General features: G+C 39.6%; 25 protein-coding genes. 22 read left to right on the top strand and 3 right to left on the bottom strand.

The features are described from left to right. Nucleotides 1-3: 3 nt before the first annotated feature. Entirely contained in the window at nucleotides 4-1317 is a 1314-nt protein-coding gene (locus tag ACEXOE_RS01175; RefSeq protein ID WP_394746889.1) for a nucleoside hydrolase, read from the top strand. A gap of 156 nt (nucleotides 1318-1473) precedes the next feature. Here the strand turns inward: ACEXOE_RS01175 and ACEXOE_RS01170 are convergent, their stop codons facing one another. Further along, complete coding sequence (locus tag ACEXOE_RS01170) at nucleotides 1474-1695, bottom strand: hypothetical protein (protein WP_394746888.1); 222 nt, start codon at nucleotides 1693-1695, stop codon at nucleotides 1474-1476. A gap of 82 nt (nucleotides 1696-1777) precedes the next feature. After that, nucleotides 1778-3040, bottom strand: coding sequence for an NAD(P)/FAD-dependent oxidoreductase (locus ACEXOE_RS01165; RefSeq protein ID WP_394746887.1), 1263 nt, complete (start codon nucleotides 3038-3040; stop codon nucleotides 1778-1780). Between the two features lie 104 nt (nucleotides 3041-3144). Here ACEXOE_RS01165 and ACEXOE_RS01160 point away from each other — a divergent pair, with 104 nt between their 5' ends. The 3 genes from ACEXOE_RS01160 to ACEXOE_RS01150 are packed head-to-tail and all read left to right on the top strand — an operon-like array spanning nucleotide 3145 to nucleotide 4930. After that, complete coding sequence (locus ACEXOE_RS01160; protein WP_394746886.1) at nucleotides 3145-3576, top strand: 6-pyruvoyl trahydropterin synthase family protein; 432 nt, start codon at nucleotides 3145-3147, stop codon at nucleotides 3574-3576. Then, nucleotides 3557-4240, top strand: coding sequence for a GTP cyclohydrolase I FolE (gene folE, locus ACEXOE_RS01155; protein WP_394746885.1), 684 nt, complete (start codon nucleotides 3557-3559; stop codon nucleotides 4238-4240). The genes ACEXOE_RS01160 and folE overlap by 20 nt, the downstream gene beginning before the upstream one ends. Before the next feature lie 6 nt (nucleotides 4241-4246). Then, nucleotides 4247-4930, top strand: a complete 684-nt coding sequence (locus ACEXOE_RS01150) for an SDR family NAD(P)-dependent oxidoreductase (protein WP_394746884.1) — start codon at nucleotides 4247-4249, stop codon at nucleotides 4928-4930. Nucleotides 4931-5037: 107 nt separating this feature from the next. Here ACEXOE_RS01150 and ACEXOE_RS01145 read toward each other — a convergent pair whose 3' ends face one another. After that, nucleotides 5038-5199, bottom strand: a complete 162-nt coding sequence (locus ACEXOE_RS01145) for a helix-turn-helix domain-containing protein (RefSeq protein ID WP_394748483.1) — start codon at nucleotides 5197-5199, stop codon at nucleotides 5038-5040. Nucleotides 5200-5486: 287 nt separating this feature from the next. On the opposite strand from ACEXOE_RS01145, the gene ACEXOE_RS01140 reads away from it, so the two are divergent. The 18 genes from ACEXOE_RS01140 (at nucleotide 5487) to ACEXOE_RS01055 (ending at nucleotide 25063) form a co-directional block, all read left to right on the top strand. After that, nucleotides 5487-9692, top strand: a complete 4206-nt coding sequence (locus tag ACEXOE_RS01140) for a response regulator (protein ID WP_394746883.1) — start codon at nucleotides 5487-5489, stop codon at nucleotides 9690-9692. Beyond that, complete coding sequence (locus tag ACEXOE_RS01135) at nucleotides 9692-10516, top strand: CheR family methyltransferase (RefSeq protein ID WP_394746882.1); 825 nt, start codon at nucleotides 9692-9694, stop codon at nucleotides 10514-10516. Before ACEXOE_RS01140 ends, ACEXOE_RS01135 begins: the two co-directional genes overlap by 1 nt. A gap of 1 nt (nucleotide 10517) precedes the next feature. Then, nucleotides 10518-11087, top strand: a complete 570-nt coding sequence (locus ACEXOE_RS01130; RefSeq protein ID WP_394746881.1) for a chemotaxis protein CheB — start codon at nucleotides 10518-10520, stop codon at nucleotides 11085-11087. A gap of 1 nt (nucleotide 11088) precedes the next feature. Then, nucleotides 11089-12633 carry a hybrid sensor histidine kinase/response regulator gene (locus ACEXOE_RS01125; RefSeq protein WP_394746880.1) on the top strand — a complete coding sequence of 515 codons (1545 nt, stop codon included), beginning with the start codon at nucleotides 11089-11091 and terminating at the stop codon, nucleotides 12631-12633. Nucleotides 12634-12947: 314 nt separating this feature from the next. Next, nucleotides 12948-14675 (top strand): helix-turn-helix domain-containing protein, encoded by a 1728-nt coding sequence (locus ACEXOE_RS01120; protein ID WP_394746879.1) that lies wholly within the window; start codon nucleotides 12948-12950, stop codon nucleotides 14673-14675. A gap of 173 nt (nucleotides 14676-14848) precedes the next feature. Then, a complete protein-coding gene (locus tag ACEXOE_RS01115; RefSeq protein ID WP_394746878.1) occupies nucleotides 14849-16111 on the top strand; it encodes a serine hydrolase domain-containing protein in 1263 nt (420 codons plus the stop codon). 19 nt (nucleotides 16112-16130) lie between these two features. Next, nucleotides 16131-17003, top strand: coding sequence for an SDR family oxidoreductase (locus ACEXOE_RS01110; RefSeq protein ID WP_394746877.1), 873 nt, complete (start codon nucleotides 16131-16133; stop codon nucleotides 17001-17003). 11 nt (nucleotides 17004-17014) lie between these two features. Continuing rightward, entirely contained in the window at nucleotides 17015-17362 is a 348-nt protein-coding gene (locus ACEXOE_RS01105; RefSeq protein ID WP_394746876.1) for a DUF983 domain-containing protein, read from the top strand. 99 nt (nucleotides 17363-17461) lie between these two features. Beyond that, nucleotides 17462-18382: an NAD(P)-dependent alcohol dehydrogenase gene (locus tag ACEXOE_RS01100; protein WP_394746875.1), complete on the top strand. Its 921-nt coding sequence runs from the start codon at nucleotides 17462-17464 to the stop codon at nucleotides 18380-18382. 51 nt (nucleotides 18383-18433) lie between these two features. Continuing rightward, the gene (locus ACEXOE_RS01095; protein ID WP_394746874.1) at nucleotides 18434-19012 is read left to right on the top strand and encodes an NAD(P)H-dependent oxidoreductase; all 579 of its coding nucleotides are present in this window, start codon (nucleotides 18434-18436) and stop codon (nucleotides 19010-19012) included. Nucleotides 19013-19119: 107 nt separating this feature from the next. Then, nucleotides 19120-20076 (top strand): NAD(P)H-dependent oxidoreductase, encoded by a 957-nt coding sequence (locus ACEXOE_RS01090; RefSeq protein WP_394746873.1) that lies wholly within the window; start codon nucleotides 19120-19122, stop codon nucleotides 20074-20076. A 2-nt stretch (nucleotides 20077-20078) separates the two neighbouring features. Continuing rightward, nucleotides 20079-20789: a GNAT family N-acetyltransferase gene (locus tag ACEXOE_RS01085; protein WP_394746872.1), complete on the top strand. Its 711-nt coding sequence runs from the start codon at nucleotides 20079-20081 to the stop codon at nucleotides 20787-20789. 16 nt (nucleotides 20790-20805) lie between these two features. Beyond that, entirely contained in the window at nucleotides 20806-21906 is a 1101-nt protein-coding gene (locus ACEXOE_RS01080) for a serine hydrolase domain-containing protein (RefSeq protein WP_394746871.1), read from the top strand. Nucleotides 21907-22035: 129 nt separating this feature from the next. Further along, a complete protein-coding gene (locus ACEXOE_RS01075; protein ID WP_394746870.1) occupies nucleotides 22036-22536 on the top strand; it encodes a Crp/Fnr family transcriptional regulator in 501 nt (166 codons plus the stop codon). Between the two features lie 149 nt (nucleotides 22537-22685). After that, nucleotides 22686-23273, top strand: coding sequence for a hypothetical protein (locus ACEXOE_RS01070; protein ID WP_394746869.1), 588 nt, complete (start codon nucleotides 22686-22688; stop codon nucleotides 23271-23273). A gap of 12 nt (nucleotides 23274-23285) precedes the next feature. Beyond that, nucleotides 23286-23738, top strand: coding sequence for a DoxX family protein (locus tag ACEXOE_RS01065; RefSeq protein WP_394746868.1), 453 nt, complete (start codon nucleotides 23286-23288; stop codon nucleotides 23736-23738). 4 nt (nucleotides 23739-23742) lie between these two features. Then, complete coding sequence (locus tag ACEXOE_RS01060) at nucleotides 23743-24273, top strand: NADPH-dependent FMN reductase (RefSeq protein WP_394746867.1); 531 nt, start codon at nucleotides 23743-23745, stop codon at nucleotides 24271-24273. 295 nt (nucleotides 24274-24568) lie between these two features. Beyond that, the gene (locus ACEXOE_RS01055; protein ID WP_394746866.1) at nucleotides 24569-25063 is read left to right on the top strand and encodes an anthrone oxygenase family protein; all 495 of its coding nucleotides are present in this window, start codon (nucleotides 24569-24571) and stop codon (nucleotides 25061-25063) included. Nucleotides 25064-25071: the final 8 nt, after the last annotated feature.

Below are 25071 nucleotides of genomic sequence, written 5' to 3'. Positions count from 1 at the left end.
GTGATGAAAAAAACGATATTGGCTCTGACCTTTTTCCTATATATTAGTGTTGCTTTTGCCCAAAAGAAGGTTATTTTGGATACAGATCCCTCTTTTGATCCTGATGACGTAGGCTGTATGGCCATGTTACAGCACATGGCTACCAATGATGAATGCCATATTTTGGCAATCGTCAATTCCACCAATCAAAAGGAGTCGGCACTTTCGATCAGCGCTATCAACAGCTTTTATAATCGTCCGGCTATTCCAGTGGGAGACTACAAAGGATACCCCAATAAAATTCACGCGAATGAAAATACCTATGATTTTCATATTGCCAAAGACTATCCTAGGTCGCTGAAAAAATGGGAAGAATCCCTGGATGGGGTAAAACTCTATCGCGAAATTTTAGAGAGTGCCAAAGATAGTAGTATTACCGTGGTCATCATTGGCACCATGCACAATTTCTATGGCTTGTTGAAATCGCAACCCGATGAATTGAGTGCCAAGACCGGTTGGGAATTGGTAAAACAAAAGGTAGAACAGGTGGTTACTATGGGCGGCAATTTTTTGAAGAATAAAGGTTTGGATCGCACCAATTGGGGTGGTTCCGAAATCTTATGTCCATATACGGAATGGTCTTGCCTCAATGAAGAACGAAACCGCATGTGCCGCTATGTCATTGAAAATTGCCCTGCGCCATTTGTAGCCTCGGGCTGGGAAAATGGCAACGGAGACTATTACAATGCCAATAATGGGAATGTGATGACGGGCCAAGGCCTGAAAAAACTTCCAAAGAACCATATAGCGAGAGTCAGTTATGAGAAACACTTTGCCTATCGTGGAGGTGCGGAAGACATTGATCGACACAGTAACGATCAAATTGCACTACATTATGCCATTCGGGGGGAAGGGGAGAACTACAAGGCGTTTACTTCAGGGAAAATAACCCTAACCCCTTCTGGAGAATGTACATGGATACCACAACAAAAGGGTATTCAGGGGCATATCCAAAAGGTTAGGGAAGATGATCAAATAGCGGGTGAAATAGAACGTTTGATGATGGGAGAAGTTCCCAAAATTGACAAAACCCCGCCAAGCGCACCCCAAAATTTAGGTTGGACGGTTGATGGGGCAATACAATGGAATCCCGCAATGGATGATACCAAAGGCAGTTGGGTTGTGGGATACAACATCTACAGCAATGGTAATCTCATACGTAGGGTTCACGGTACAAAGTTTCGGAGTAAATTACTGGATCAGAGCGCAACCTATGTCGTAAAATCTATCAATGCTAGCGGTATGGAAAGTGCGCCCAGTACCTTAAGGCCCCGTTGATGGCTAAGGGAATAATGATCTAAGCTTTAAAAAGGTTTAAAAGATAGAACGCCCTGGAGGTACTGCGGTATGGAATAACCAAAGCTTAACGCTTTTCATAACAACCTTTAACTATAGTGACAGTATACCCTAAGGACGTTCCTTACCAATAGGATGTCAGACCGATGGCATGCCCTTTAATCGCTTTTCTATTTTTCGTTTCTTGACCGTAATCCGTTTCATGATTTCCATGAGTTTGGAATCTTTGGTCTTTTTATAAATTTCATTAATGGACAATACTAGTCTCTTGGCTTCCCTGGAGGCTACCACACGATCACTGGTGGACATATGGCTCATTTTGGCCTTTTCAAAAACCTCTGCTTCTTTTAAAATATCCATAGGTTTAATTTTGTTTAATTGTTATATAAAAATAGTTAAACAAAATTTAATAGCCTAAAATCATAAGCAGATTAAGATTATTTTAAGATTTTTTGACCATAGCGTCATTGATGGCTTGTATAACACCCAAGGCCGCTTGCTCTCCGCTGAGCATTGCTGCATTCAAAGAACCGTTGAGTAGGGTGTCCCCAGCCAAGAAAATAGTATCGGTCAACCGTGTTTTGGAAGGTGTCATCCCATATTGCACATTAGTGGTGATCGGGAGCGCTCGCGGAATCTTGTACCGTTTTAAAAAGTTGCAGGAATCAATACCACAATATTCTTTTAATTCCTTTTTTACCTGTACGATCAAATCTTCCTCTGACAACTGATGAACTTTGACTATAGTAACGGACAACAATTCTTTTTCGGTGGTATGGACCATGGGCAAACTGCTATGAAAGAAGATATTGTTGATCAATGCTTCGGGTTGGGAAATCAAACCGATTAGAGGGCCCTGGATAATTCGCTTTTGGGTCTCAAAATATAAAGTTTCACAAGACTTCCACAGAGTGGGCTCTCCCTGTAAACCCTCCACCAAATTATGGGCTTCTGTGGCCACGATGGTGTAGTCGCTTGAAAGCGTCTCCCCGTTGCTCAATTGTATTGTTCCATCGCTTAGTCCGGCTACTTGGGTACGGAATCGAAAAGTAGTTTGGGAAAGCCGATTGGCCAACTGTTCGGGGATGGCTCCCATTCCGGCCTTTGGAAGTGTGGCATAACCTTCACCAAACATTTTATAAATAAAGTTGAAAAGCCTGCTGGAGGTGTCAAGTTGGGTTTCCAAAAAGATACCCGCAAAGAAAGGCATAAAGAATCCTTGTATGATTTTTTGGGAAAACCCTAGGTTGGTGAGATAAGTCAAGGTGGTCTTTTCCTCTTCGGAAAATAACTGGGCCACACTTTTATGTTTTAAAGCTGAGTTTAACTGGAGCGTCTTTATTTTATCGGAAAAAGTAGCAACACTGGAAAATAGGGTAGAAAATAATAAAGACAGATCTCTCATCGGGTCTCCTAAAATAGATTGCTTCCCTTTGGAAAAAATAACGGCACCAGGCTTAAATTTTTGTAATTCCAGAGCATCCATGTCCAGATATTGGGTGCAAAGAGGATATGCCGTCAATAATACTTGAAAACCGTGATCCATTTGGTATCCTCCCAAAACATCTGTTTTGACCCGCCCACCTACGCGCTCTGATGCTTCCAGCACTATAGGACAAAATCCGTTTTCTTCTAAGACCCGCGCGGCTATCAAACCACTGATGCCGGCTCCTACAATATGTATTTTCTGTTTTGTTGTTTCCATAGATTACGAATAAATACTACTGGATTCTTTGTGCAAAGGTATAGGTTTTGAATTATTGTTTAATAATTTTACTTATTTATTAAACAAAATATGAGTATTTTTGTATGCCAAAAGCTAAAAAGAGCATGAACAGAGTTGCCATAATACGTTGCGAACATTTTAATGCAGCACATCGATTGCATAATAAAAATTGGAGTGAGGAAAAGAATCAAATCATTTTTGGAAAATGCAATAATCCCAATTATCACGGGCACAATTATGACCTAGAGGTTAAGGTCATCGGTACGGTCGATGAAGAAACGGGTTATGTCATGGACGCCAAAATCTTATCAGATCTGATCAAAGAAAAAATTATAAAAAGGTTTGACCATAAAAACCTCAACCTGGATACGATAGAGTTTTCGGAATTAAATCCGACTGCAGAGAATATTGCCATAGTCATTTACGACTTATTACGAGCAGAAATTGAGTCAAATTTGGAATTAAAGATTAAGTTGAACGAAACAGCAAGAAATTATGTTGAATACCCTTATTGAAAACAAATCCTTAAATGGGTTTACGGATGAAGAAATAGGTGATGACCACATTTCCACAGGATTGGAAACCCCTATGCGATGCGATGCTTTTGTATTATCCGACGAAGAAAAAAAAGTACAAATCGCGGATCTGTTCGGGCAGATCATGGAGGTAATGGGGTTAGATTTAACTGACGATTCCTTAAAGGGGACGCCCAACCGAGTGGCAAAAATGTATATCGAAGAAATTTTTTCCGGTTTAAACCCGAACAACAAACCTAAAATTGCCCTATTTGATAATAAATATCAATACAATCAGATGTTGGTGGAAAAAAATATCACTTTTTATTCCAACTGTGAACACCATTTTGTACCTATTATAGGGAAAGCGCACGTGGCCTACATCTCCTCCGGTAAGGTTATTGGACTTTCCAAACTGAATCGCATTGTGCAGTATTATGCAAAAAGACCTCAAGTACAAGAACGTTTGACCAATCAGATTGCCCTTGAACTGATCAACATATTGGATACGGAAGATGTAGCGGTCATTATCGATGCAAAACACCTCTGTGTGTCTTCCCGTGGTATAAAAGACGATACCTCTGCCACTGTGACCTCTTTTTATGGCGGTAAGTTCAATACGCCCCATAAAATAGCGGAACTACAAAATTATGTAAATTCATAAGATGTCATGAGAAAAATAGCCATCATTGGAGGAAGTAAAGGTATAGGTAATGCCATTCTGGAACTATTGTCCGATACCGATCAGATTTTTAATATCAGTAGAACGGAACCCGAAAGAATCCCTGCCCATGTCACTCATTATTCCTGTGATATTTTGAGCGATGATTTGCCCGAAATTGATGAATTGGACGGACTGATCTATTGTCCCGGAAGTATTAATTTAAAACCAATTTCCAGGTTGAGCATGGAGGATTTCCGGGCCGATTTTGAAATTAATGTTATGGGTGCTGTTAAGGCCATTCAGCAATATTTGCCACAGCTTAAGAAAGGGACCAACCCGGCCATTTTACTCTTTAGTACGGTAGCATCCGCCTTGGGCATGCCTTTTCATGCCAGTGTGGCTACTTCAAAATCAGCTGTTGAAGGTTTGGTAAAGTCCTTGGGCGCTGAATTGGCACCTACCATAAGGGTCAACGCCATTGCCCCTACGGTAACGGATACCTCCCTGGCCGCCAAATTGTTACGCAATGAAAAAATGATTGAAAACATCACCCAACGCCACCCCTTAAAACGCTTCTTGAGTCCTAAGGAAGTGGCCGCTACCGCCCAATTTTTAATGTCTGAAAAGGCAGCTTCTTTTTCAGGACAGGTATTCCCCATGGATTGCGGTATGGTGTCGTTTAAGATCTAGCTCATAAAAACAAAGGGAAATCAATAGGCTATCAATACATAGTAGAAAAGGGTTCAAACACAGAGATATCTGCTATGGTACCATGAGGTTTGTTCCCTTAGATGCCCTTAGTTAAAATGGGCTTCTCTATAGGCTTTAGGGCTCATTCCGGTCTTCTTTTTAAATAAACGAGAGAAGTATTGCGGATATTCGAACCCTAAGTTATAGGCGGTTTCGGAAACGGAACTGTTCGGATTTAGAAGCATATTTTTAGCCTCTTTGTAAGGAATAAAGTTTAATGGAGGTAATATCTATATTTCCAATACTCCAAATGTTAAAATATGAAACTTTTAACCTGATGCTATCAGATGCTATATTTGGATTGCCAGCCAATCAGTGTCTTCTCTTTTTGTAAAAGGAATTCATAAAACAATCATTGCAGATATACCATTATGTCATATTTTACGTTGTAAGTAAAAACTGACATAAAATAAAGTTTTTAACCTAATAAAAATTTCATTGGATTACGGAACACCTATGAGAAACGAAAAAAATAATAGCGATAAATACGTATTCCATGCACAAAACAATTTCTTCTCAAAAAAGGCTGAAACAATCAGTGGCTTTGATTGTGGGCACTTGCCTATCTACATTCACGCTTTTATCGATCCTAATCTTATGGTTGGGGCAAGGTGAATTCACGCCATCCACTTGGATAGTGGCCGCTGTTATTCTAGCAGCTATTCTCATTACCGGAACCTTTGCCTATAAAAGTATTAGAAAAATGTTTTGGGCAGGAAAGCGCCTTTTACAAAACGATGCGAAAAACAAAGCCATCCTTAAAGACGCTTCCGATGGCATCATCACCTTAAAAGCAGATTGGACCATCTCCTCATACAATAGGACCGCTGAAAATCTTTTTCAATATCCGTACCAGGAGATCAAGGGAAAAAATATAGAGATGCTATTGTCCAGCGAATCCAATGCTTCCAATGAAGCGCTGGAAAATATTCAACTTAGCCGTAAGAATCAAAAAGTAAGTTGTCTCAGAAAAGATGGGACCCTGTTCCCTGCACTCTTGTCCATAACGGAAGTCCATGTAAACGATACTATCATATTTACTGGAGTTTTTAGAGATCTTACAGAAGAAATTCAACAACAAGAAGAAATTGAAAAACAGAATTGGATAAAAACGGCAGTATCTCAAGTGTATGATTCCGTCAAAGGCGTTCAAGACATTGGCGAACTGACCACGATTTTAAGCAAAACCATTAGCAAATTGCTCAAAGCATCCGTAGGTACCTTTTATTTGAGCGAACATCTTTTTGACGAAACCTCTAACGACTTAAAATTATATGGGAGCTATGCCCTAAAAAACAACAAGAATTTACCGGGGACCATAGCATTGGGGGAAGGACTCTTGGGACAATGCGCGTTGGATGGGGAAATTATCACCTTAAAGGAGATTCCAGAAAACTATTTGTCCATTACCTCTAGTTCGGGTGAAACCGCTCCGAAGGAAATGGTACTTATTCCCTTCAAACACAACAAAAAAGTTATTGGAGTGATGGAATTTGGCACGATCACGGGCTTTGATCCCACGCAACATGAGTTCATTCAAGAGATATTCTCCTCCATAGGAATCATCGTTAAAAGTGCGGTGGAACGCACCAAGATCGAAGAGCTTTCCATTGAGGTAAACAATCAAATGATGGCCATTAACCGTTCCAATGCAGCCATTGAGTTGGATATGGATGGGACAGTGCTTACGGCAAATGATATTTTCCTTGACCTCATGGGATACCGTTTGGAAGAAATTCAAGGAAAGCATCATAAAATGTTTGTAGGGAGCAACTATTCCAGATCTCAAGAATATAAAGAATTCTGGGAGGAGCTTAAAAACGGGGATTTCAAACAAGGGGAATTTGAGCGTAGGGACAAGGATGGAAAGGCTGTTTGGATCCAAGGATCATACAATCCCATATTTGCTCCCTGTGGAAAAGCGTATAAGATTCTTAAGGTAGCTGTTGATATTACCCGGCAGAAGTTACAACAGCTAGAAACAGAGAAATTATCCGTTGAAGTAAACAATCAAATCAACGCCATTAACCGTTCCAATGCCGCCGTAGAGTTCGATATGAATGGCATCGTGCTCACTGCCAATGCTATTTTCCTGGACCTTATGGGATACACTTTGGAAGAAATTCAAGGAAAGCAGCATAAACTCTTTGTAGGAAAGAAATATTCCGAAACCCCAGAATATGAAAAATTCTGGGAAGAGCTGAAAAATGGGGAATTTAAACAAGGAGAATTTGAACGGAGAGACAAGGAGCGAAAAAAGATATGGATCCAAGGATCGTACAATCCCATATTTGATACCAATGGAAAGGTCTATAAAATTCTAAAGATAGCTGTGGACATTACAGAACAGAAAACATTTCAGTTTGAGGTACAAAGACAGAAGGAAGTTGTAGAAGCTCAGGAAGAAGAACTTCGAGTGAGCAATGAAGAACTGACCAGGCAGGCCAACCAGTTACAGGCTTCGGAGGAGGAGTTGCGACAACAACAGGAAGAATTGGAAAAGACCAATGTGCTATTAGAGGAAAAAGCCCAGCAACTTGAGGAACAACATTTGAACATGGTAGAGAAAAATACGGCCTTGGAACAAGCACAAGCAGCCTTGTTGATCAAAACCGAAGAATTGGAAAAAAGCGGAAAGTACAAATCCGAGTTTTTGGCCAATATGTCCCACGAATTGCGCACGCCGCTCAATAGCGTGATTATTCTTTCAAAACTTTTGCAGGGAAATAAAAGCAGTAATCTGACCGAAAAACAGGTGGAGTTTGCCCAGATTATCAATAAATCAGGAGAAGACCTGCTAAGTCTGATCAATGAAGTATTGGATTTGGCGAAAGTAGAATCGGGAAAAATAGAGTTGGAAATGGAAACGCACGAACTGCGTGCCTATGCAGAAGAAAGTAAAAAGAGGTTCGTAGCCATCGCAGAAGATAAAAAGGTGAACTTTGAACTCCATTTTGATGAAAACCTTCCCTCCACTTTTATTATGGATGATCAGCGCTTGAATCAAGTGGTCAAAAATTTATTGAGCAATGCCTTTAAGTTCACAGAACAACAAGGTACGGTGCGCTTAACCTTCAAAAATACCAAGACCCTCCCAAAATTTGTCGATCCTCGCCTGTTGAAGTATGAAAGCGTACTTCAAATCTCGGTAAGCGATACGGGTATTGGTATTGCAGCGGATAAACTAAGTTCCATTTTTGAGGCTTTTGTACAAGAAGATGGCACTACACAACGGAAATATGGGGGAACCGGCCTTGGCTTAAGCATCTCTAAAGAACTGGTTCGATTGTTGGGCGGGGAAATCGCTGTGGAAAGTGAGCTGGGAACGGGATCTACCTTCACTGTATTCCTTCCTTTTGATGGCTCCGAATTTGTACAACAGCAAACGGAAAAGGAGACCGGCCATACAGCAGTGGAACCTCCAATAGAAGCATCGGAAACAAAGGAAATGACAATAGCTTCCGAAACCAATAAACCCATACGGAACAAACACCTTGAAGCCGTAATAGCAGATGATCGTGATCAACTTTCCGAAGGTGATACGGTAATTTTAGTGGTTGAAGATGATTTGCAATTTGCAAAAATACTATTGGATCAAGCCCGAGAAAATGGTTTCAAGGTACTGGTCGCAAATCAAGGAGACACGGCCTTGGAACATGCTGAACATTATCTCCCCAAGGCCATTATTTTGGATATGCAACTTCCGGTAATGGATGGTTGGACCGTGCTTAAAAGACTCAAGGCCCATGAAGATCTTGCACATATCCCTGTCCATATTATGTCTGGAATGGACAAGACAAAATTAGGTCTTCAGATGGGAGCGGTGGAATATTTGGTGAAACCGATTTCCATAGATACCCTTGAGAATACTTTTTCCACCATTTCCAAAGCAATGGAAGATACGGATATGAAAAAGGTATTGATCATAGAAGATGATGAATCCAATAATCAAGCATTGCAGGAAATGGTCAAAAGCAAGGACCTCCAGGCCGTAGCCGCCAAAAATGCAAAAGATGCCCGAAAATTGTTTAAAAACGAACATCCCGATTTGGTAGTGCTCGACCTTGGATTACCGGACATTGATGGAATAGAATTATTAGGAGAGCTTAAAACGCAAAAAAAGGAGGTTCCCGTGATCGTTTTTACCGGACGTGAATTGACCAAAGCGGAACTCAAAAAAATTCAACGGCATAAGGATACTTCGGTGGTCTTGAAGACGAATAAATCGTATGAGCGACTTTCGGAAGAAACCGAACTCTTTTTGAACATGCTCAACTCCACCCAAACAGAATATCCGGTGCTACCGCCCAAGGAGTTTACGTCTGAAGATATCATCAAAGGCAAACGCATCTTGATTGTGGATGACGATATGCGGAACATCTACGCCTTGGAGACGATTTTAGAAGCTGAGGAAGTACAGGTTACCGTGGCCACCAATGGAGCTGAAGCAGTGGAAGAAGTTGAAAATGGGGAGTTCGATGCGGTTTTGATGGATATCATGATGCCCGTCATGGACGGTTATGAGGCCACCAAAAAAATCAGAGAGCTGGGTTATGAAAAATTACCCATAATTGCACTGACCGCCAAAGCCATGAAAGGAGATCGGGAAAAGTGCCTAGAGGCCGGGGTAAATGATTATATGTCCAAACCCTTGGATGTAGAAAAACTGATTTCACTATTAAAAGTATGGCTATATAACTGATGGAAGTACTCTTGGAAATTACAAAGGAAGAACTGGATGATTTTGTACGGATCACCCACAAGCTCTATGGTATCGATTTTTCAGGCTATGCCCAAGAATCCCTGCGAAGAAGATTACTGCGGCTCATGAAAATCAGAGACTGTGATTCCTTTACCGCATTTAAATATGTCCTGGCCAATCAAAGTTTAAGTGATGAGGAGCTGGTAAATGAAATCTCCGTGAATACCACAGAAATGTTCCGGGATGTTGAGGTATTTAAATTTTTGAAGGAGGAGGTATTTCATGTTTTGGAAACCTATCCTCGGATCAATATTTGGCATGCCGGATGCTCCACGGGAGAAGAGCCCCTTAGTCTGGCTATTTTATTGAAAGAACAAAAATTATTGGCGCGGTCCATCCAATATTGTACAGATATCAATTCTGAGGTGATCGATAGGGCCAAAAAAGGAATTTTTGACCTCAAGGACATGAAAGAATATTCCACCAACTATATAAAAGCGGGGGGTGGGGAATCCCTATCCGACTATTATGTGGTCAATTATGGAAAGGTGAAAATGAACAAGGAATTGGGCAAGAATATGGTGTTTACCAGACATAACCTGGTCAATGGATCATCGTTCAACCAAATGCATATGATCATGTGCCGCAATGTTTTTATCTATTTGGATACGGAACAGCAGAACAAGATCCTGCGCTTGTTTGTAGATAGTCTAATGCCGCGGGGATATTTAGTGTTGGGGGCAAAAGAAAGTGCGATTTTTTCGCCTGTTTTAAACGAATTGGAAGTCGTCAATGGGAAACTCAAGATCTATAGAAAAAAATAGGATGCAAGAAGATTTTAAAGTGGTTCTTTTTTGCGGTTCATCCGGTGGAATCGATGTGCTGGAACATTTCCTTTATCCGTTCGAGGAGATGGCCAAAGTGGCCGTGGTGGTGGTCCTGCACAGAAAAGTAAGTGTCAAGGATTATCTATCGAGCTATTTGAATAAAAAAATAAGAGCGAAGGTGATCACGGTAGAACACGGTGCCCCATTGGAAAAGGGTACCGTATACCTTGTTCCAGCGGGCTATCATTGCCTTCTAGAAAATAATATGACCCTGAGTCTTGATCTAAGTGCCAAAGTGATGTTCTCTAGGCCTTCGGCCAATGTTTCATTGGAGTCTTTCTCCTATAATCTGTGCGAACGTTTGATTGCCGTTGTTGTCAGCGGAGCAAATTCCGATGGCGCGGAGGGGGTTAAATGGGTACGGAAAAGAGGGGGGTTGGTCATTGTCCAAAATCCGATAGACGCTTTTGCCAAAGCCATGCCCAGTGCAGCCATTGAGGCATTACAAGAAGTGGACGATATTGTCCCTGCACATCATATGTATAACACAGTAGCCAAATATTTTTAAAATGGAAAAAGCCAAAATTCTTATCGTAGACGACTTGGTGGAAAATCTGTATTCCCTAGAACAGATCATTGAAAATGAAGATCGAGAAATTATTTCGGCCACGAGTGGAAATGAAGCCTTGAAATTGGCCAGAATCCATAGGTTTGCCCTGGTGATTACCGATGTGCAAATGCCAGAAATGAACGGCTTTGAGTTTGTGGAAATTTTTAGATCTAAAAAAGAAAACCAACAGGTTCCCGTCATATTCGCAACAGCCATCAATAAGGAGAAACAATATGTCATTAAAGGGTATTCGGAAGGTGCCGTAGACTATCTCTATAAACCTCTAGATCCAAATATTGTAAGTGCAAAAGTGGATATTTTTGTTACCCTATACCAACAAAAAAGGGCCTTGGAGGTTAAAAACCAAGAATTGAATGACCTAAACCAACTCAAAAACAAGTTTTTGGGCATGGCGGCGCACGATATTAGAAACCCTTTGGCCATTATCGAATTTTACTCCAAATCCTTGTTGACAGCGTTAAAACCGACCTTGGAAGACCCTGTGAGAATCCAGGAATTGGAGAGTATCGCGGTTTCTGCCAAGTTTGCCCAACATTTGGTCAATGATTTCTTGGATATCAGTAAAATGGAATTGGATCATGTGGAGCTGAGCGAAGAAATGGTAGATGTCGGTCATTTTCTGAATACGAACCTCAGGTTCAATCAGGTTTTTGCGACCAAAAAGAACATCAAGCTTTTGGGGAACATCAATGTTGGTCATCTTAAGACTGCTTTGGATAAGAATAAGATCAATCAAGTACTCAATAATCTAATCACCAATGCGGTAAAGTTTTCACACCAAAACACCTCCATCCATTTATCTGCGGCCATAGAAGATGACTATCTCATGATGTCCCTTCAAGATGAAGGGCAGGGGATTCCCCAAGATGAAATAGAACATATTTTTGACCCCTTTTCCAAAAAATCCGTGAAATCCACCGCCGGTGAAAAAAGTACCGGACTTGGACTGATGATCGTCAAAAAAATAGTGGAGGCCCATAATGCCCAAATTACAGTGACGAGTAAAGAAGGTGTGGGGTCTTGCTTCACCATAAAACTGCCCATTAAAAGCTTGGAACTTGCGGATAGCACACAAGAGAGCCATGAGGTTTATAAAGATGCAGATAATGAAGAAGACCTAAATATCGTCGTGGTAGATGACGATATCCTTATGAGAACCATTATAGAGGTGGTATTTAGTAAGATCAAGGGAAACCTTATCCTATTGGAAGATGGTGCCACGCTTTTAGATCAAGTAGAGACTATAGCTCCCGATCTGGTCTTTACGGACATCCATATGCCTGGAATCAGTGGATATGATCTGGCCAAAGAAATGCGAAACAAAGGCTTGGATATCCCTATTTTTGGTTTAACGGGATTCATCAATGATGAGGTACACCAGCGGTCCAAAAACTCTGGAATGGATGGTGTTTACGAAAAACCTCCAGTGGAGGATCTATTAAAAAACTTGATTTCCCAAATCCAGGCGGAAAAAGCCACATGATTTTGAAATAGCCTTTAATGAACATAACTATGTTTGAACTATTCTCTTTTCTTGGAGAAGGGTTTGACCTATACTCTGTGACTTCTACAGAATTTTATTATCCTAGCCCTTAGATGCTATCGCTACGAAAAGTAATCTAGTTTTATCGGCTAGAGGGTAACATATCTTTAAGGAAGAATTTAAAATTCTTCTTGAAAATGTTCAACTTTCTTTACACTTTTATAAATTTATAGTTGTGTTCTTAACAGTTGAATTTATCGCATACTAATATATCATCTATAGACAAATCCATTGTCGTTTTACCGTTCAAAAACTTGAGCGGAGATTTAGGTTACGATTATTTTTCTGATGGTATTACCGAAGAAATAATCAATGCGCTTAGCAAGATTAAAGGACTCAAAGTCACTGCCCGCACCTCCTCATTTATGTTCAAAAACAAAGCAACGGACATACGGATCATTGGCAATGAACTAGGTGTGACCAATGCTGTGGAAGGAAGTATTCGTATTGCGAAAGAAAGAATTCGTATTTCTGCTCAACTTACACGAACCGATACGGGTTTTCTGCTTTGGTCCGAAAAGTTCGATAGAGAATTGGATGATGTCTTTGCCCTTCAAGATGAAATCAGCCTTTTGATCGCAGACAAAATCCGTGAGAATTTTGGACATATTGAGATAGACGAATCTTTATCGAACATACAAACACAGAATTTAACCGCATATCAGCTTTATCTCAAAGGAAGGTATTTTCAATTGACTTGGAATCTGCCGAATCTTGAAAAGGCGATTGGCTTTTATCAAAAAGCGGCGGACTTTGATGCCTCTTATGCTGATCCTATTATTGCTATTGGTTGGTGCTATGCCATTAATGCGAGTTGGGGACATATGGATAGAGAGGATGGACTAAAAAAAGCCAGCCAGTATCTGGACAAAGGCTTGGCCATGAATCCAAATTCCTATACGGGATATTTTGCAAAGGCTACGATACATTTTTGGGGCAATTGGCAGTTTGAAGAAGGATATCAGGACCTCCAAAGTTGCTTCAAAATAAACCCGCATTTCTCTGAAGGTATGGAGGCCCTTGCAGAATTGTTTACCGCTACAGGGTTTTTTGATATGGCATTGAAGCAAACGGAACAAATTTTAAAGATCAATCCATTATCGCCCAATCATTATTACACCAAAGGAAATATTCATTACTTACAGGGTGATTATCGAACTGCTTTGACCAGCTTTGAAAATTCCCTCAAGCTCGATAGTAGTTTTACATTGAGTAGACATCTAAAAGTAGCTTGTTTACTGTTTTTGGAGGAGAGAGATGCCATGCTAACCTATGCCAAATCCTTCTTAAATGATCATTTTGTAACGATCGTCAAGGCCATCTATGGAGCCATTCACCATCAAGAAATTCCAGTGTACGATAAAACGTTGGTGTCAGAAAATTTGAACTTGATGGTGTATTGGGATTTCTATTATTTGGTACATTGTCAAAAAACGGATACTGCACTGGAACACTTGGAGAAAATGGTTGAAGGACGTATCGGGCAAATCATTAATTTTCAATTTGATCCCTTTTTAGTGCCTTTACGAGGCACCAAAGTTTTTAAATCATTAAAAAAAACGATTTTTAAAGGAATCCAAACAACAAGCTTCTCTGGTGAAGCATCAAAAACGGATAGTGCACCCTCCTTTACCCAAAAAGAATCCGATGCCTTAAAAAATGCACTGGAACAAAGCTTGGGTGACGAGCAAGTTTTTCTTCGGTCCGATTTATCCCTTCGTTCTTTAGCGGAAGAATTGGTCATTCACCCCAATCGCTTATCTAAATTTATCAATGATGATCTTCAAACCAACTTTACTACGCTTGTCAACGGAAGACGCTTGAAACATTTTCAAAAGATAGCCTTGCTTCCAGAAAATAGCCATTTAACCCTACTGGGATTGGCCTACGAAAGTGGATTTAACTCTAAAACGGTATTCAATACCTACTTTAAAAAAATAGCAGGAATGACGCCAAAGCAATGGTTAAGGGACAATACCTAAGAAAGTTTCCATAGTTTTTGTCACTTTATCAGGGGTTAAAAAGTTCTGATTCTCACCGTATAGGTTCTGATTTTCATTTCAGAACGATTGCCTTTTCTTTCCATATCATCTTTGTACCATCAAAAAATTTATCAACCTACTTCGCAAGGATGCGGAGTAAAAATGGAACAATTATGACAAAAATAATCAGATTTATCCCAGCAACCGTATTGGCAATCCTACTATCAGTTACAACATCATGCTCAAACGATGATAATCAAACTACCATTGCGCCAACGCCTACAGGAATTCAAACGAAGGAAGATTTAACCATATACCTTGAAGAAGTCATTGAAACCCAAGAAATCCCTGGTTTTGCTATAAGCATAGTAACAGAAAATACTATTGATTACAAGACTTCCTTTGGTTTTGAAAATATTGAAGCAGAACGAAGTTTTAATAACCAAACGGTTATTAATATTGCTTCCTTAAGCAAATCTTTTGTAGGAGCTGCCACTGCCAAAGCCATTGAACAGGGTCACTTCTCTTTAGATACACCTATCAATGCCGTGCTGCCCGTGGAAATTGTAAATCTTGAAAACCCAGATGCTATAATTCGTGTGCGACATTTGGTGACCCATACCTCGGGTATAATAGATGACCAAAGTACTTACCTTCAGGCCAACTATTTTGTATTGCCCGATCAGGATATGAGTACCGTCGGGGCCCATATCTTAACAGGATCTTTAGGACTCGAAGCAATGGAACCTATTCCCCTTGATGACTATTTGGGAGAATATTTTTTAGAAGATGGAGTATTATATGGGGATTCCAACTTCATAGCCATAGCACCAGGTGAAGTTTGGTCGTATTCCAACGTAGCAACCTCCCTGATGGGCTTTGTTATTGAATCCGCTACGGGAGAGGATTTTGCCACCTATGTAGCGACACATATTTTGTTGCCCTTGCAAATGAACAACTCCACTTTTAATGTGACAGAGGTGAATCAACAAGAATGGGCCATTCCTTATTTGGATAAGAATACACCGCTGCCATTTTATGGAAATCATGGCTATCCAGAAGGAAGTATACACACTACGAATGATGATTTGGCCAATTACCTTTTGGATATGACCAAAGGTATTAAAGGGCAATCCAATACGCTCTTTGGAACGGCCTTCTATAAACTATTGTTTACGCCGCAACTCAATGCCGGTATCGTCCCTAACAGCTTTGCCGAAAACCATGGTTTGTATTGGTACAAAAAAGGAAATAGCTGGGTTCATGGCGGGAATAGTTTGGGGGTGTCCAGCCATATGGAAATAAGGGCGGACGGTAGTTCAGGTTTCTTTGTCATTGCCAATATGGACGCTACTTTTTCTGAGAACGCCCCTAAATGGGAAGCCGTACTGCAACTCATAAAAGAAGGTGTTCAGGAGTATTTGCAAAATAATTAATCAAAGAAAAAAAATCGTGATGTTACGAGAAGTAAATCATAAATGCATCCTTATTGCAGGAGCCACTGGATACTTGGGAAATCATATTGTGCAGATTATAATGGCCAAGGGGCTCCCGGCAAGACTGCTTACACGAAAGAGAGGCAAATTGGAACAATATGAGTCTTCTAGCATAGAAATTATGGAAGCTACGGTGACCGAACCTAATACGCTTTCAAAAAGTTGTGAAGGAATTGATACAGTGATATCTACCATAGGCATCACACGCCAAAAAGACGGGTTCACTTATATGGATGTAGATTATCAAGCCAATTTAAATCTGTTGCGTGAAGCGCAAAGAGCAGGTGTGCGAAAATTCATTTACGTGTCTGCCATTAATGGCGATAAGCACCGGGACTTAAAGATTTTTGAGGCTAAAGAAGCCTTTGTGGATGAGTTGAAAACCTCAGGGCTTGAATACACAGTAATCAGGCCGAACGGATTTTTCTCCGATATGAGGGACTTTCTTCAAATGGCGGGAAAAGGACGTGTATTCCTATTTGGAAATGGAAAGCAATTGATGAATCCCATACATGGAGCTGATTTGGCGGAAATCATCTTGGATATGATTGATGACCCTACCCATGAATGTGCTGTAGGTGGGCCGGATGTACTTACGCAAAACGAGATTGCGGAACTCGCTTTTGATGCTCTGGGCAGGGTCCCAAATATCTGGTATTTGCCCGATTGGGTAAGGCGTTTTACCCTTTGGTCGGTACGTAGCTTCACTTCTGTTGAAACGTATGGCCCGATCGAGTTCTTTCTGACGTTGATGGCCAATGATAATGTAGCAATGCGCTATGGAACCCATAAATTAAAAGACTTCTATTTCGTAGAAGCAAAAACCAATTAAAATCTAAAGCGATGATACAGAAAATATTAAACAATAAATGTCCTAACTGTAGTAAGGGGCATATCTACAGGGAGAAGAATATCTATTTCAATTTTAGAAAACCAAGGATGAACAAAAGTTGTTCGTGTTGCGGTTATACTTTTGAGAAAGAACCGGGATTTTTCTTCGGGGCGATGTATGTAAGTTATGCTTTGGGAATTGCACAGGCGATAGCGGTATATATCATTGGAACATTCTTTTTTGAGGCCACCTTCGATTTACGGATTATTCCGTGGATAGCTACCACGATTATTTTGTTGTCGTCTTTTAATATTCGCTTATCGCGCATTATATGGATATACCTTTTGAAAGGAATCTAAAGCAGTTTGGCATTGCATTAAGAAACGATAAACAACTGGGTCAATCGCATTTAATAACATCAAATTATACCAGTTTATTCATCACTAAAACCTCTAAAAATGAAAGCAGTAGTGTATTCCAAATATGGTTCACCACAAGTACTACAACAAAAGGAGCTAGAAAAACCAACACCGAGACCCCATGAAATTTTGGTAAAGGTATATGCCACCTCGGTAACAGCAGCTGACGTTCGATTGCGGGCATCTGATTTTCCACCATTCATTTGGTTACTGGCCCGCCTGATGTTCGGATTGTTCCGTCCCAAAAAGCAAATCTTGGGCCACGAATGGTCGGGAGTCATTGAACAAATAGGCAATAAAGTGTCAAAGTTTAAAGTGAATGATGAAGTATTTGGAACCACTACAATGCTGCCTACAGGGGCCTACACAGAATATCTGTGCCTTCCCGAATATTGGCGCCAAGGAGTCATTGTCAAAAAACCAAAGCAACTGCCCCATAAAGCAGCTGCGGTATTGCCCATTGGTGGTATGACTGCTCTGTATTTATTGCGAAAAGGGAATGTTAAAAGAAACCAGAAAATACTTGTTTACGGTGCTTCGGGTAGTGTGGGGACCTATGCGGTACAGATTGCCAATCATTTTGGGGCACAAGTCACAGGGGTTTGTAGCACACCTAACATAGGGATGGTGAAGCAATTAGGTGCGGAAGTCGTGATCGATTATAAAAAACAGCATTATACCCAATCATCCGAACGCTATGATATGGTGTTTGACGCCGTGGGCAAAACCACGAAGGCAGAAGCTAAAAAAATTTTAAAGCGTGGAGGTCAATTTGTTTCCACAAAAATGTGGACCAAAGAAAGTACCGAACTACTTCTTAAAATACGGCAACTTGCGGATAGTGGTAGGGTTAAACCATGTATAGATAAAGAATACAATTTAGAAACGCTGGTTGAAGCCCATTATTATGTGGATTCGGGTAGAAAACGGGGAAACGTCTCGGTAATACTTCAAAATTAAAACCATCAGCTTGTGCTGAGCCTCGTCGAAGCATCAAAAAACAAATATATAATGAAAAAAGTACTCATCATCAACGGACATCCGGACAAAGAAAGTTTTAACTGGGCTTTGGCCGAAAGCTATAAGCAAGGTGCGATGTCGGAAAGTGCCTTGGTAGAGACCTTAAATCTCTCGGAACTTCAATTCGATCCGAATCTGAAGTACGGCTATAGAATTCCCTATGCATTAGAGCCCGATTTAGAAATGGCTATAGAAAAGATTAGGGAAGCGGAACATCTCGTCTGGGTATTCCCGATGTGGTGGTATGGTCTTCCCGCCTTACTGAAGGGCTTTATCGATCGTACTTTCCTGCCTGGGATTACCTTTAAATACCAAAAGGGGAAGTTGTTTCCCAATAAGTTATTAAAAGGCAAAACGGCTCGAATTATTGTAACCGCTGATACGGTGAGTTGGTATAATAGTTTGGTCATGAAAAATCCAGCCATCAATCAATTTAAAAGAGGAGTTCTTGAATTCTGCGGTATAAGCCCCGTGAAGGTTACCTATCTCTCTGTAGTAAAAGATTCTAGTGAAAAACAACGTTTACAGTGGCTCGCTAAAGTAAATCAATTAGGAGTCAGGGTGAGCTGAAAATCAAAAAAAAGCGCCTTTAGAACAAATCAGATTTCCACTCAAACAAATATGTTAGCATAGACATGAGCAAATTTGAATCGGTATTAACTAAAAAATAGAACACAATGAAAAACATTTTAGCCTTTTCTGGAAGTAACAGTCCAGAATCCATTAATGAAAAATTAATTCAATCTGTAATCGGAAGATATCCAGAGTATGAGATTAATTTAATAGACCTCAAGCAATTCGAAGCTCCTATTTATGCGCCAAGCATTCAGGCAACGGGTATTCCAAAATCAATTCAAGATTTGTATGCTATTTTCAAGGACAGCGATGGTTTCATCATCGCTTCACCAGAGCATAATGGTCTACCAACTACTTTTTTAAAGAATACATTGGATTGGCTATCCGTCTTCACCCAGCAGTTTTTTGGTGAAAAACCAGTCCTTCTGTTAAGTACTTCTCCTGGAGCCACAGGAGCAAAAACACAACTGGCATTGTTAGAAAAGTTGGTGCCCATATGGGGTGGTCAAGTAAGAGGAACCTATTCATTGGGGAGTTTTCAGGATAATTTTAACCTTCAGACAACTACTATTAACAATATTGAAGAAATAAAAAAATTGGATGAAGCCTTTTACACTTTCGCAGAAGCGGAATTCAAACCAAAGAAAACCAATACAGAAGTAGTACGAGCCTATTTTGATGCATTTCAACAAGGAGATTTGGATGGGGTGCTGAATGTCTTTCATCCCGATTGTTATATTGTGAGTGTAAAAGAAGAAGAGCGTTTAAAAGAGCAATTGCACGGTATTTATCGCAGTCGAAAGGAAGCACGACAATTTCTAAACAACATTGTGTCGCTTTTTGAAACCAAGGAATTTATAGTGGAAACCATTGTGGAAGCATCGAATAATCTTGTGATTGCCAAAGGCAGTTTCTCACATTTGGTCAAGAGCTCAGGGAAACTATTCAATAGTCATTGGGTGCAGCTTTGTGTTGTTGAAGATGAGATGATAAAAGAGTATCGTTTCTACGAAGATTCTGCTGCGCTTGTTGAAGCGTCCACGGTTGAATTTGCATAGTGATGGTGTCAAAAGCCATACAACATCAATTTGAATTTTGGAGCCACATTGGTCAAGTGGGCGGATATTTCCATAAATATGATGGATTTTCCAGTCTTTCCCCCAAAGACGCTACTTGGCCCTCTAAAATATTCGACCTTAAGGAGAATCACATAAGGGATTTAAAACCTCATATAGCGACATATCATCTTGCGAAATCAGTGGCCCTAGCGGAAAATGAAACGCTTGAAACCCTATTACGAGCAGAGGGTTTTACCCAAACCTCTTCCGTGGCTGCCATGTCCATGAATGCGAGGCCGACTATACCATATGCTACGTATCCCGAGATTGAAAAAATAACCGAAGTGTCCAGTGCAAAAATATTCGCAAAAATTGCTTCAGAGGCTTTTGGATATGTCATCTATCCAAACACAATCCTATCATTGCTATCAAGTTCAAAAATTCACCTTTTTTTAGGAAAATACAGAAATCAATATGTAAGTTGTGGTCTCCTGTTCCATGATTCCAATGGCGATGCTGGACTTCATATGATCGGTGCCAAAAAGGAATACAGAGGATTGGGTTTAGGAAAGAAAATGACCGAACATTTGCTTTCTATTGCTTTGACAAACGATAGTGAATACGTCCATCTAGTAGCTTCAAAATTGGGTGCGCCTATTTATTACAAACTTGGTTTTCAAAACCGAGGATATTTAAAATCTTACACCATATAATACTACTATTATTATTATGAAATATATCTGTTTAATTCTATTCGGTGCTGTTTTTAGCGCCAATGCTCAAAATGTACATCAACTTTTGTTGGGCCATTTAGATCCTACATCAGAAAACCCCGTAAATAGCATTTCCTTACTTATAAAAACAAACGACAGTACTCTTATTGATAAAGTGGTTGGATTACGGGAACAAAATGGAGAGAAAGCTGAAACAACGGACCAATTTAGAACAGCTAGCAGTACAAAGACTTTTATAGCGACTATTATATTGCAAATGGAGGAAGAAGGAGTATTTACCCTTTCTGATAACATCTATCCGTATTTACAGAATATTGAGTATTTAAGGTTGGATGATTTTCATTTTTATGAAGGCTTAGCTTTCGCGAAAGAAATGAATATTGAACAACTATTAGCACACAAAAGTGGTCTAGCCGATATTTTCAATGATAAACAAGAGGCTTTCTTTGCACGTGTGATGCAAAATCCGCAGTTGCAATATCAACCTAAAACTATAGTCGATTTATATTTTGAACTCGGTTTATACAAAGAAGCCAAATTTAAACCAGGGGAAGGTTGGCACTACTCTGATATGAACTATGTCTTATTGGGGTTGTTGATTGAAAAATTGGACCAAAAATCCTTATCACAGTCCATTCGTGATCGGATTTTATACCCTTTAAAGATGAAAGATACTTACTTCGAATTCTATGAGAAGACACATTCCAGTAATGGAAGAATTCATCAATATGTTGGTAATACAGATTTTAATACTATAAACACATCCTTTGATTGGTCTGGTGGTGGATTAGTGAGCACCCATCAAGATTTGGCTGTTTTTATCGAAGCTCTTTTTGAGGGTAAACTTATCTCGGAACAGTCATTGCAGAAAATGATAACGGTACAACCCACAGAAGAAACCCACCTTCCTTATGGATTAGGAGTATATCAATCTGTCTATGATGGTCATACGTTTTACGGACATTATGGTTTTTACGGTACTTATATTGGGTATAGTCCGGAATCCAAAACGGTACTTTCATATTGTATCTCACAAGCAACGCCTTCTTTTAACACGTATAAATTCGTAAATTACCTAATTGAAAATTCAAAATGAATTCTTTAAATTATGTTCCATCCAATACGATAAGAATTGAACGATAAAGAATCATATACACTTATACTTAATAACATATCTAGGTTTATTCATTTGACGGACTTGGAAAAACAGAAATACATTTCTTTGTTGACCGAAATTAAGGTGGATAAGAAGGGCTTCCTTATGCAAGCGGGTGACATTGCCAAGTATGAATATTTTATTACCAAAGGATGCCTAAAGGTATATACCTTGGATGAGGATGGTGCACCTCATATTTCAATGTTTGCCATAGAGGATTATTGGACTGGAGATATGTCCAGTTTTATAACAAAAGAACCGTCTGGGTATTACATTAAAGCTACTGAACATTCGGAATTGCTGGGAATTTCCAGGGCAAATTATGATTTGTTGTTTCAAGAAATCCCAAAATTTGAACGTTTTTATCGTATGTTATATCAAAGGTCTTTAGTGAGTTATATCAGACGTTCAAATCAGGGCATATCCTTAACGGCCGAGGAAAGATACATTGATTTCAAAAAGAAATATCCCCAAATTGTAAACAGGATTACCCAAAAAGATTTGGCAGGATACTTAGGGATTACACCAGAATTTATGAGTAAAACTATCTCAAAAGTTAATCGCAAGTAAATAAACTCAGGATAAGCCCGCGATACACTAAAAGGAAGAAGTTGCATTAATTTTGATGCAATCATTGGAGTATTTCAAATCTCGATTATCGAGTAAAAGTCTTAAACTAGTTCATTTTTTTTCACGCTTCCCCATCGGAATTTTGAAGTGTGAAAAAAGCAGAAGTCATATCAGTAGTCTTTAGAATTGGTTTTGTACGAACTTTACAGGCGCGATTCGATCAACCGGGACTGTTTTCAGGATTCAAGAAAAGAGACTTCGCCTTACTTTCCAGTTTAATACATAATAGTACTGCATTAAGTGTTTCTATTTTAGCTTTCTTCCAAAAATTTAGGAATGAAGAGCGTCAAATTTTTGATGAAGTAGGTGTACATCCTACATTATTCTGGAATAGTAACGAGATGATATCCATAGGACCTTCATGCTATGATAAGAATTTTGGAGGATTTTCAGAAAGGCTATCGGCCAAGTTCACGCCAAAGAATTCCAAAGATGTATTCATTGTCATTCCAACTGTTACATATTCAAAAAAGAAACACGCAAGTAGCGCAGCCCTATTTGCTCAATTTCTAGCGGTTTGGGACAAATTTAAAATCCGCTCCATAAGTTTCCAACAATTACGCTTAGGGCTATACTACAAAAGACATCCATTAGGGCTTGGAGCTGATTTTGAGCAATATGGATCTAAACCTATTCAAAAATCCCCTTTCGGATGCTATTACCGTAAAACATTATAAATCGTAAATATCATGAAGAATCTATTCAAAAAATTAATGACAACACCCCCTGATCCGGGATGTAGTATTGCACGTTTAACCCTTGGTTTGGTCCTATTTCCACACGGTGCACAAAAGTTATTGGGATGCTTTGGTGGATATGGCTTTTCCGCAACAATGGAATCGTTGACTACCCAAATGGGTTTGCCTACTATTGTAGCTTTCTCAGTGATCATGATTGAGTTTTTTGGCTCCATTTCATTGGTCCTTGGACTCTTCTCCAGGTTTTGGGCATTATCTCTTGCAGGGATGTTTACAGGCATCATAATTACTGCACAGTTAGAACACGGCTTTTTTATGAATTGGTATGGTAATCAATCGGGTGAAGGTTACGAATATTCCTTGCTAATAATTGGTTTAGCATTAACAATACTAGTCAATGGAAGTGGAAAATGGTCCATAGATGGTTTAATCTCAAAAAAATAAAAAGATGAAAAAAATAATCACAATTGCTGGAAGCAATAGCCAGAAATCTATCAACAAAAGTTTACTGTTTTACACCTCTGGTTTACTCCAAAATGCAGAGATTGTCTCAATCGACTTAAACGATTATGTGCTGCCCATGTATGGGGTTGATTTTGAAGCTGAAAATGGAATACCAACGGCAGTTAAAAGATTGGATGAACTAATCCAAACAGCAGATGCATTTATAATAGCATTAGCCGAGCATAATGGTTCTTATGCGGCAGTGTTTAAAAACATGTTAGACTGGCTATCTCGTGTGAATATGGAAATATGGAGGAACAAGCCGATGTTATTAATGGCAACTTCCCCTGGTGGAAGAGGTGGAGCAACAGTATTACAAGCAGCAAGTGCTTATTTTCCATTTATGGGGGCAAAAATTATAGAAACCTATTCGCTGCCGTCGTTTTATGACCACTTTAAAGAAGGTGAAGTCGTAGAAGGGAACTTTAAAAATGCATTGGAAGCTAAAGTAGCTACATTTTCTAAGATAATATGATGAAAACTATAGTAGCAAATTCCTTAAAAAGCAAGGGGCTTTCTAGCTTTTCTCAAAGCCTTGCCCATTTTGCTATTGCATAATGCACTTTTCGAACAAATCATACTTCCGCTCGAGTAAATGATTGGTGGTATATCTGCAGAAATTTGTGTCATCATTAAACCATTTGTGTGATGACAATTGTAATAAAACTATTCATAAAAAAACGAATGCCCAAAGGCAAGAAGATAAAACGAACCAGTGACGAATATCAAGATTTACTGAGCTGGGTATCATCCTTAAAAAGCAATTAAAAATGGAAATCAATCTTAAAATTATCGTATTGATGTTGGGCATTTTATGTACAGGACTTACGGCAGGATTGTGTTTTACGTGGTCTAACGCCATAACTCCAGGAATTGGAAGGCTGGACGACTTGGGGTTCCTGCAAGCGTTTCAAGCCATGAATCGCGCTATCATTAACCCTAGTTTTCTCATTACGTTTTTTGGCCCAGGAGTGCTCCTATTTATGAATGCGTATTTGCATCGCAATGCACATCCAACGACCTACTGGTCTTTTCTAATAGCAGCAATATTGTTCTTTGTCGGCATTGGTCTTATCACGGTTTTTAAAAATGTACCACTCAACGAAATACTGGATAAAACCGTATTGGAAAACCTTTCGGCGATAGAGTTAAAAGAGTTACGTGTGAAATTCGAGCGGCCTTGGAACCGCTGGCATATGCAACGTACGGTTGCTTCATTTATGGCCTTTTCGCTATTACTTATAGGCATCATTTATAATAAATAATCAGTAAA

The organism is Spongiimicrobium salis (genome assembly GCF_043678055.1).
Taxonomy (GTDB): domain Bacteria; phylum Bacteroidota; class Bacteroidia; order Flavobacteriales; family Flavobacteriaceae; genus Spongiimicrobium; species Spongiimicrobium salis.
Note: the sequence above shows the minus strand (reverse complement) of the source record. Positions and strands in the feature narration are given on the sequence as shown.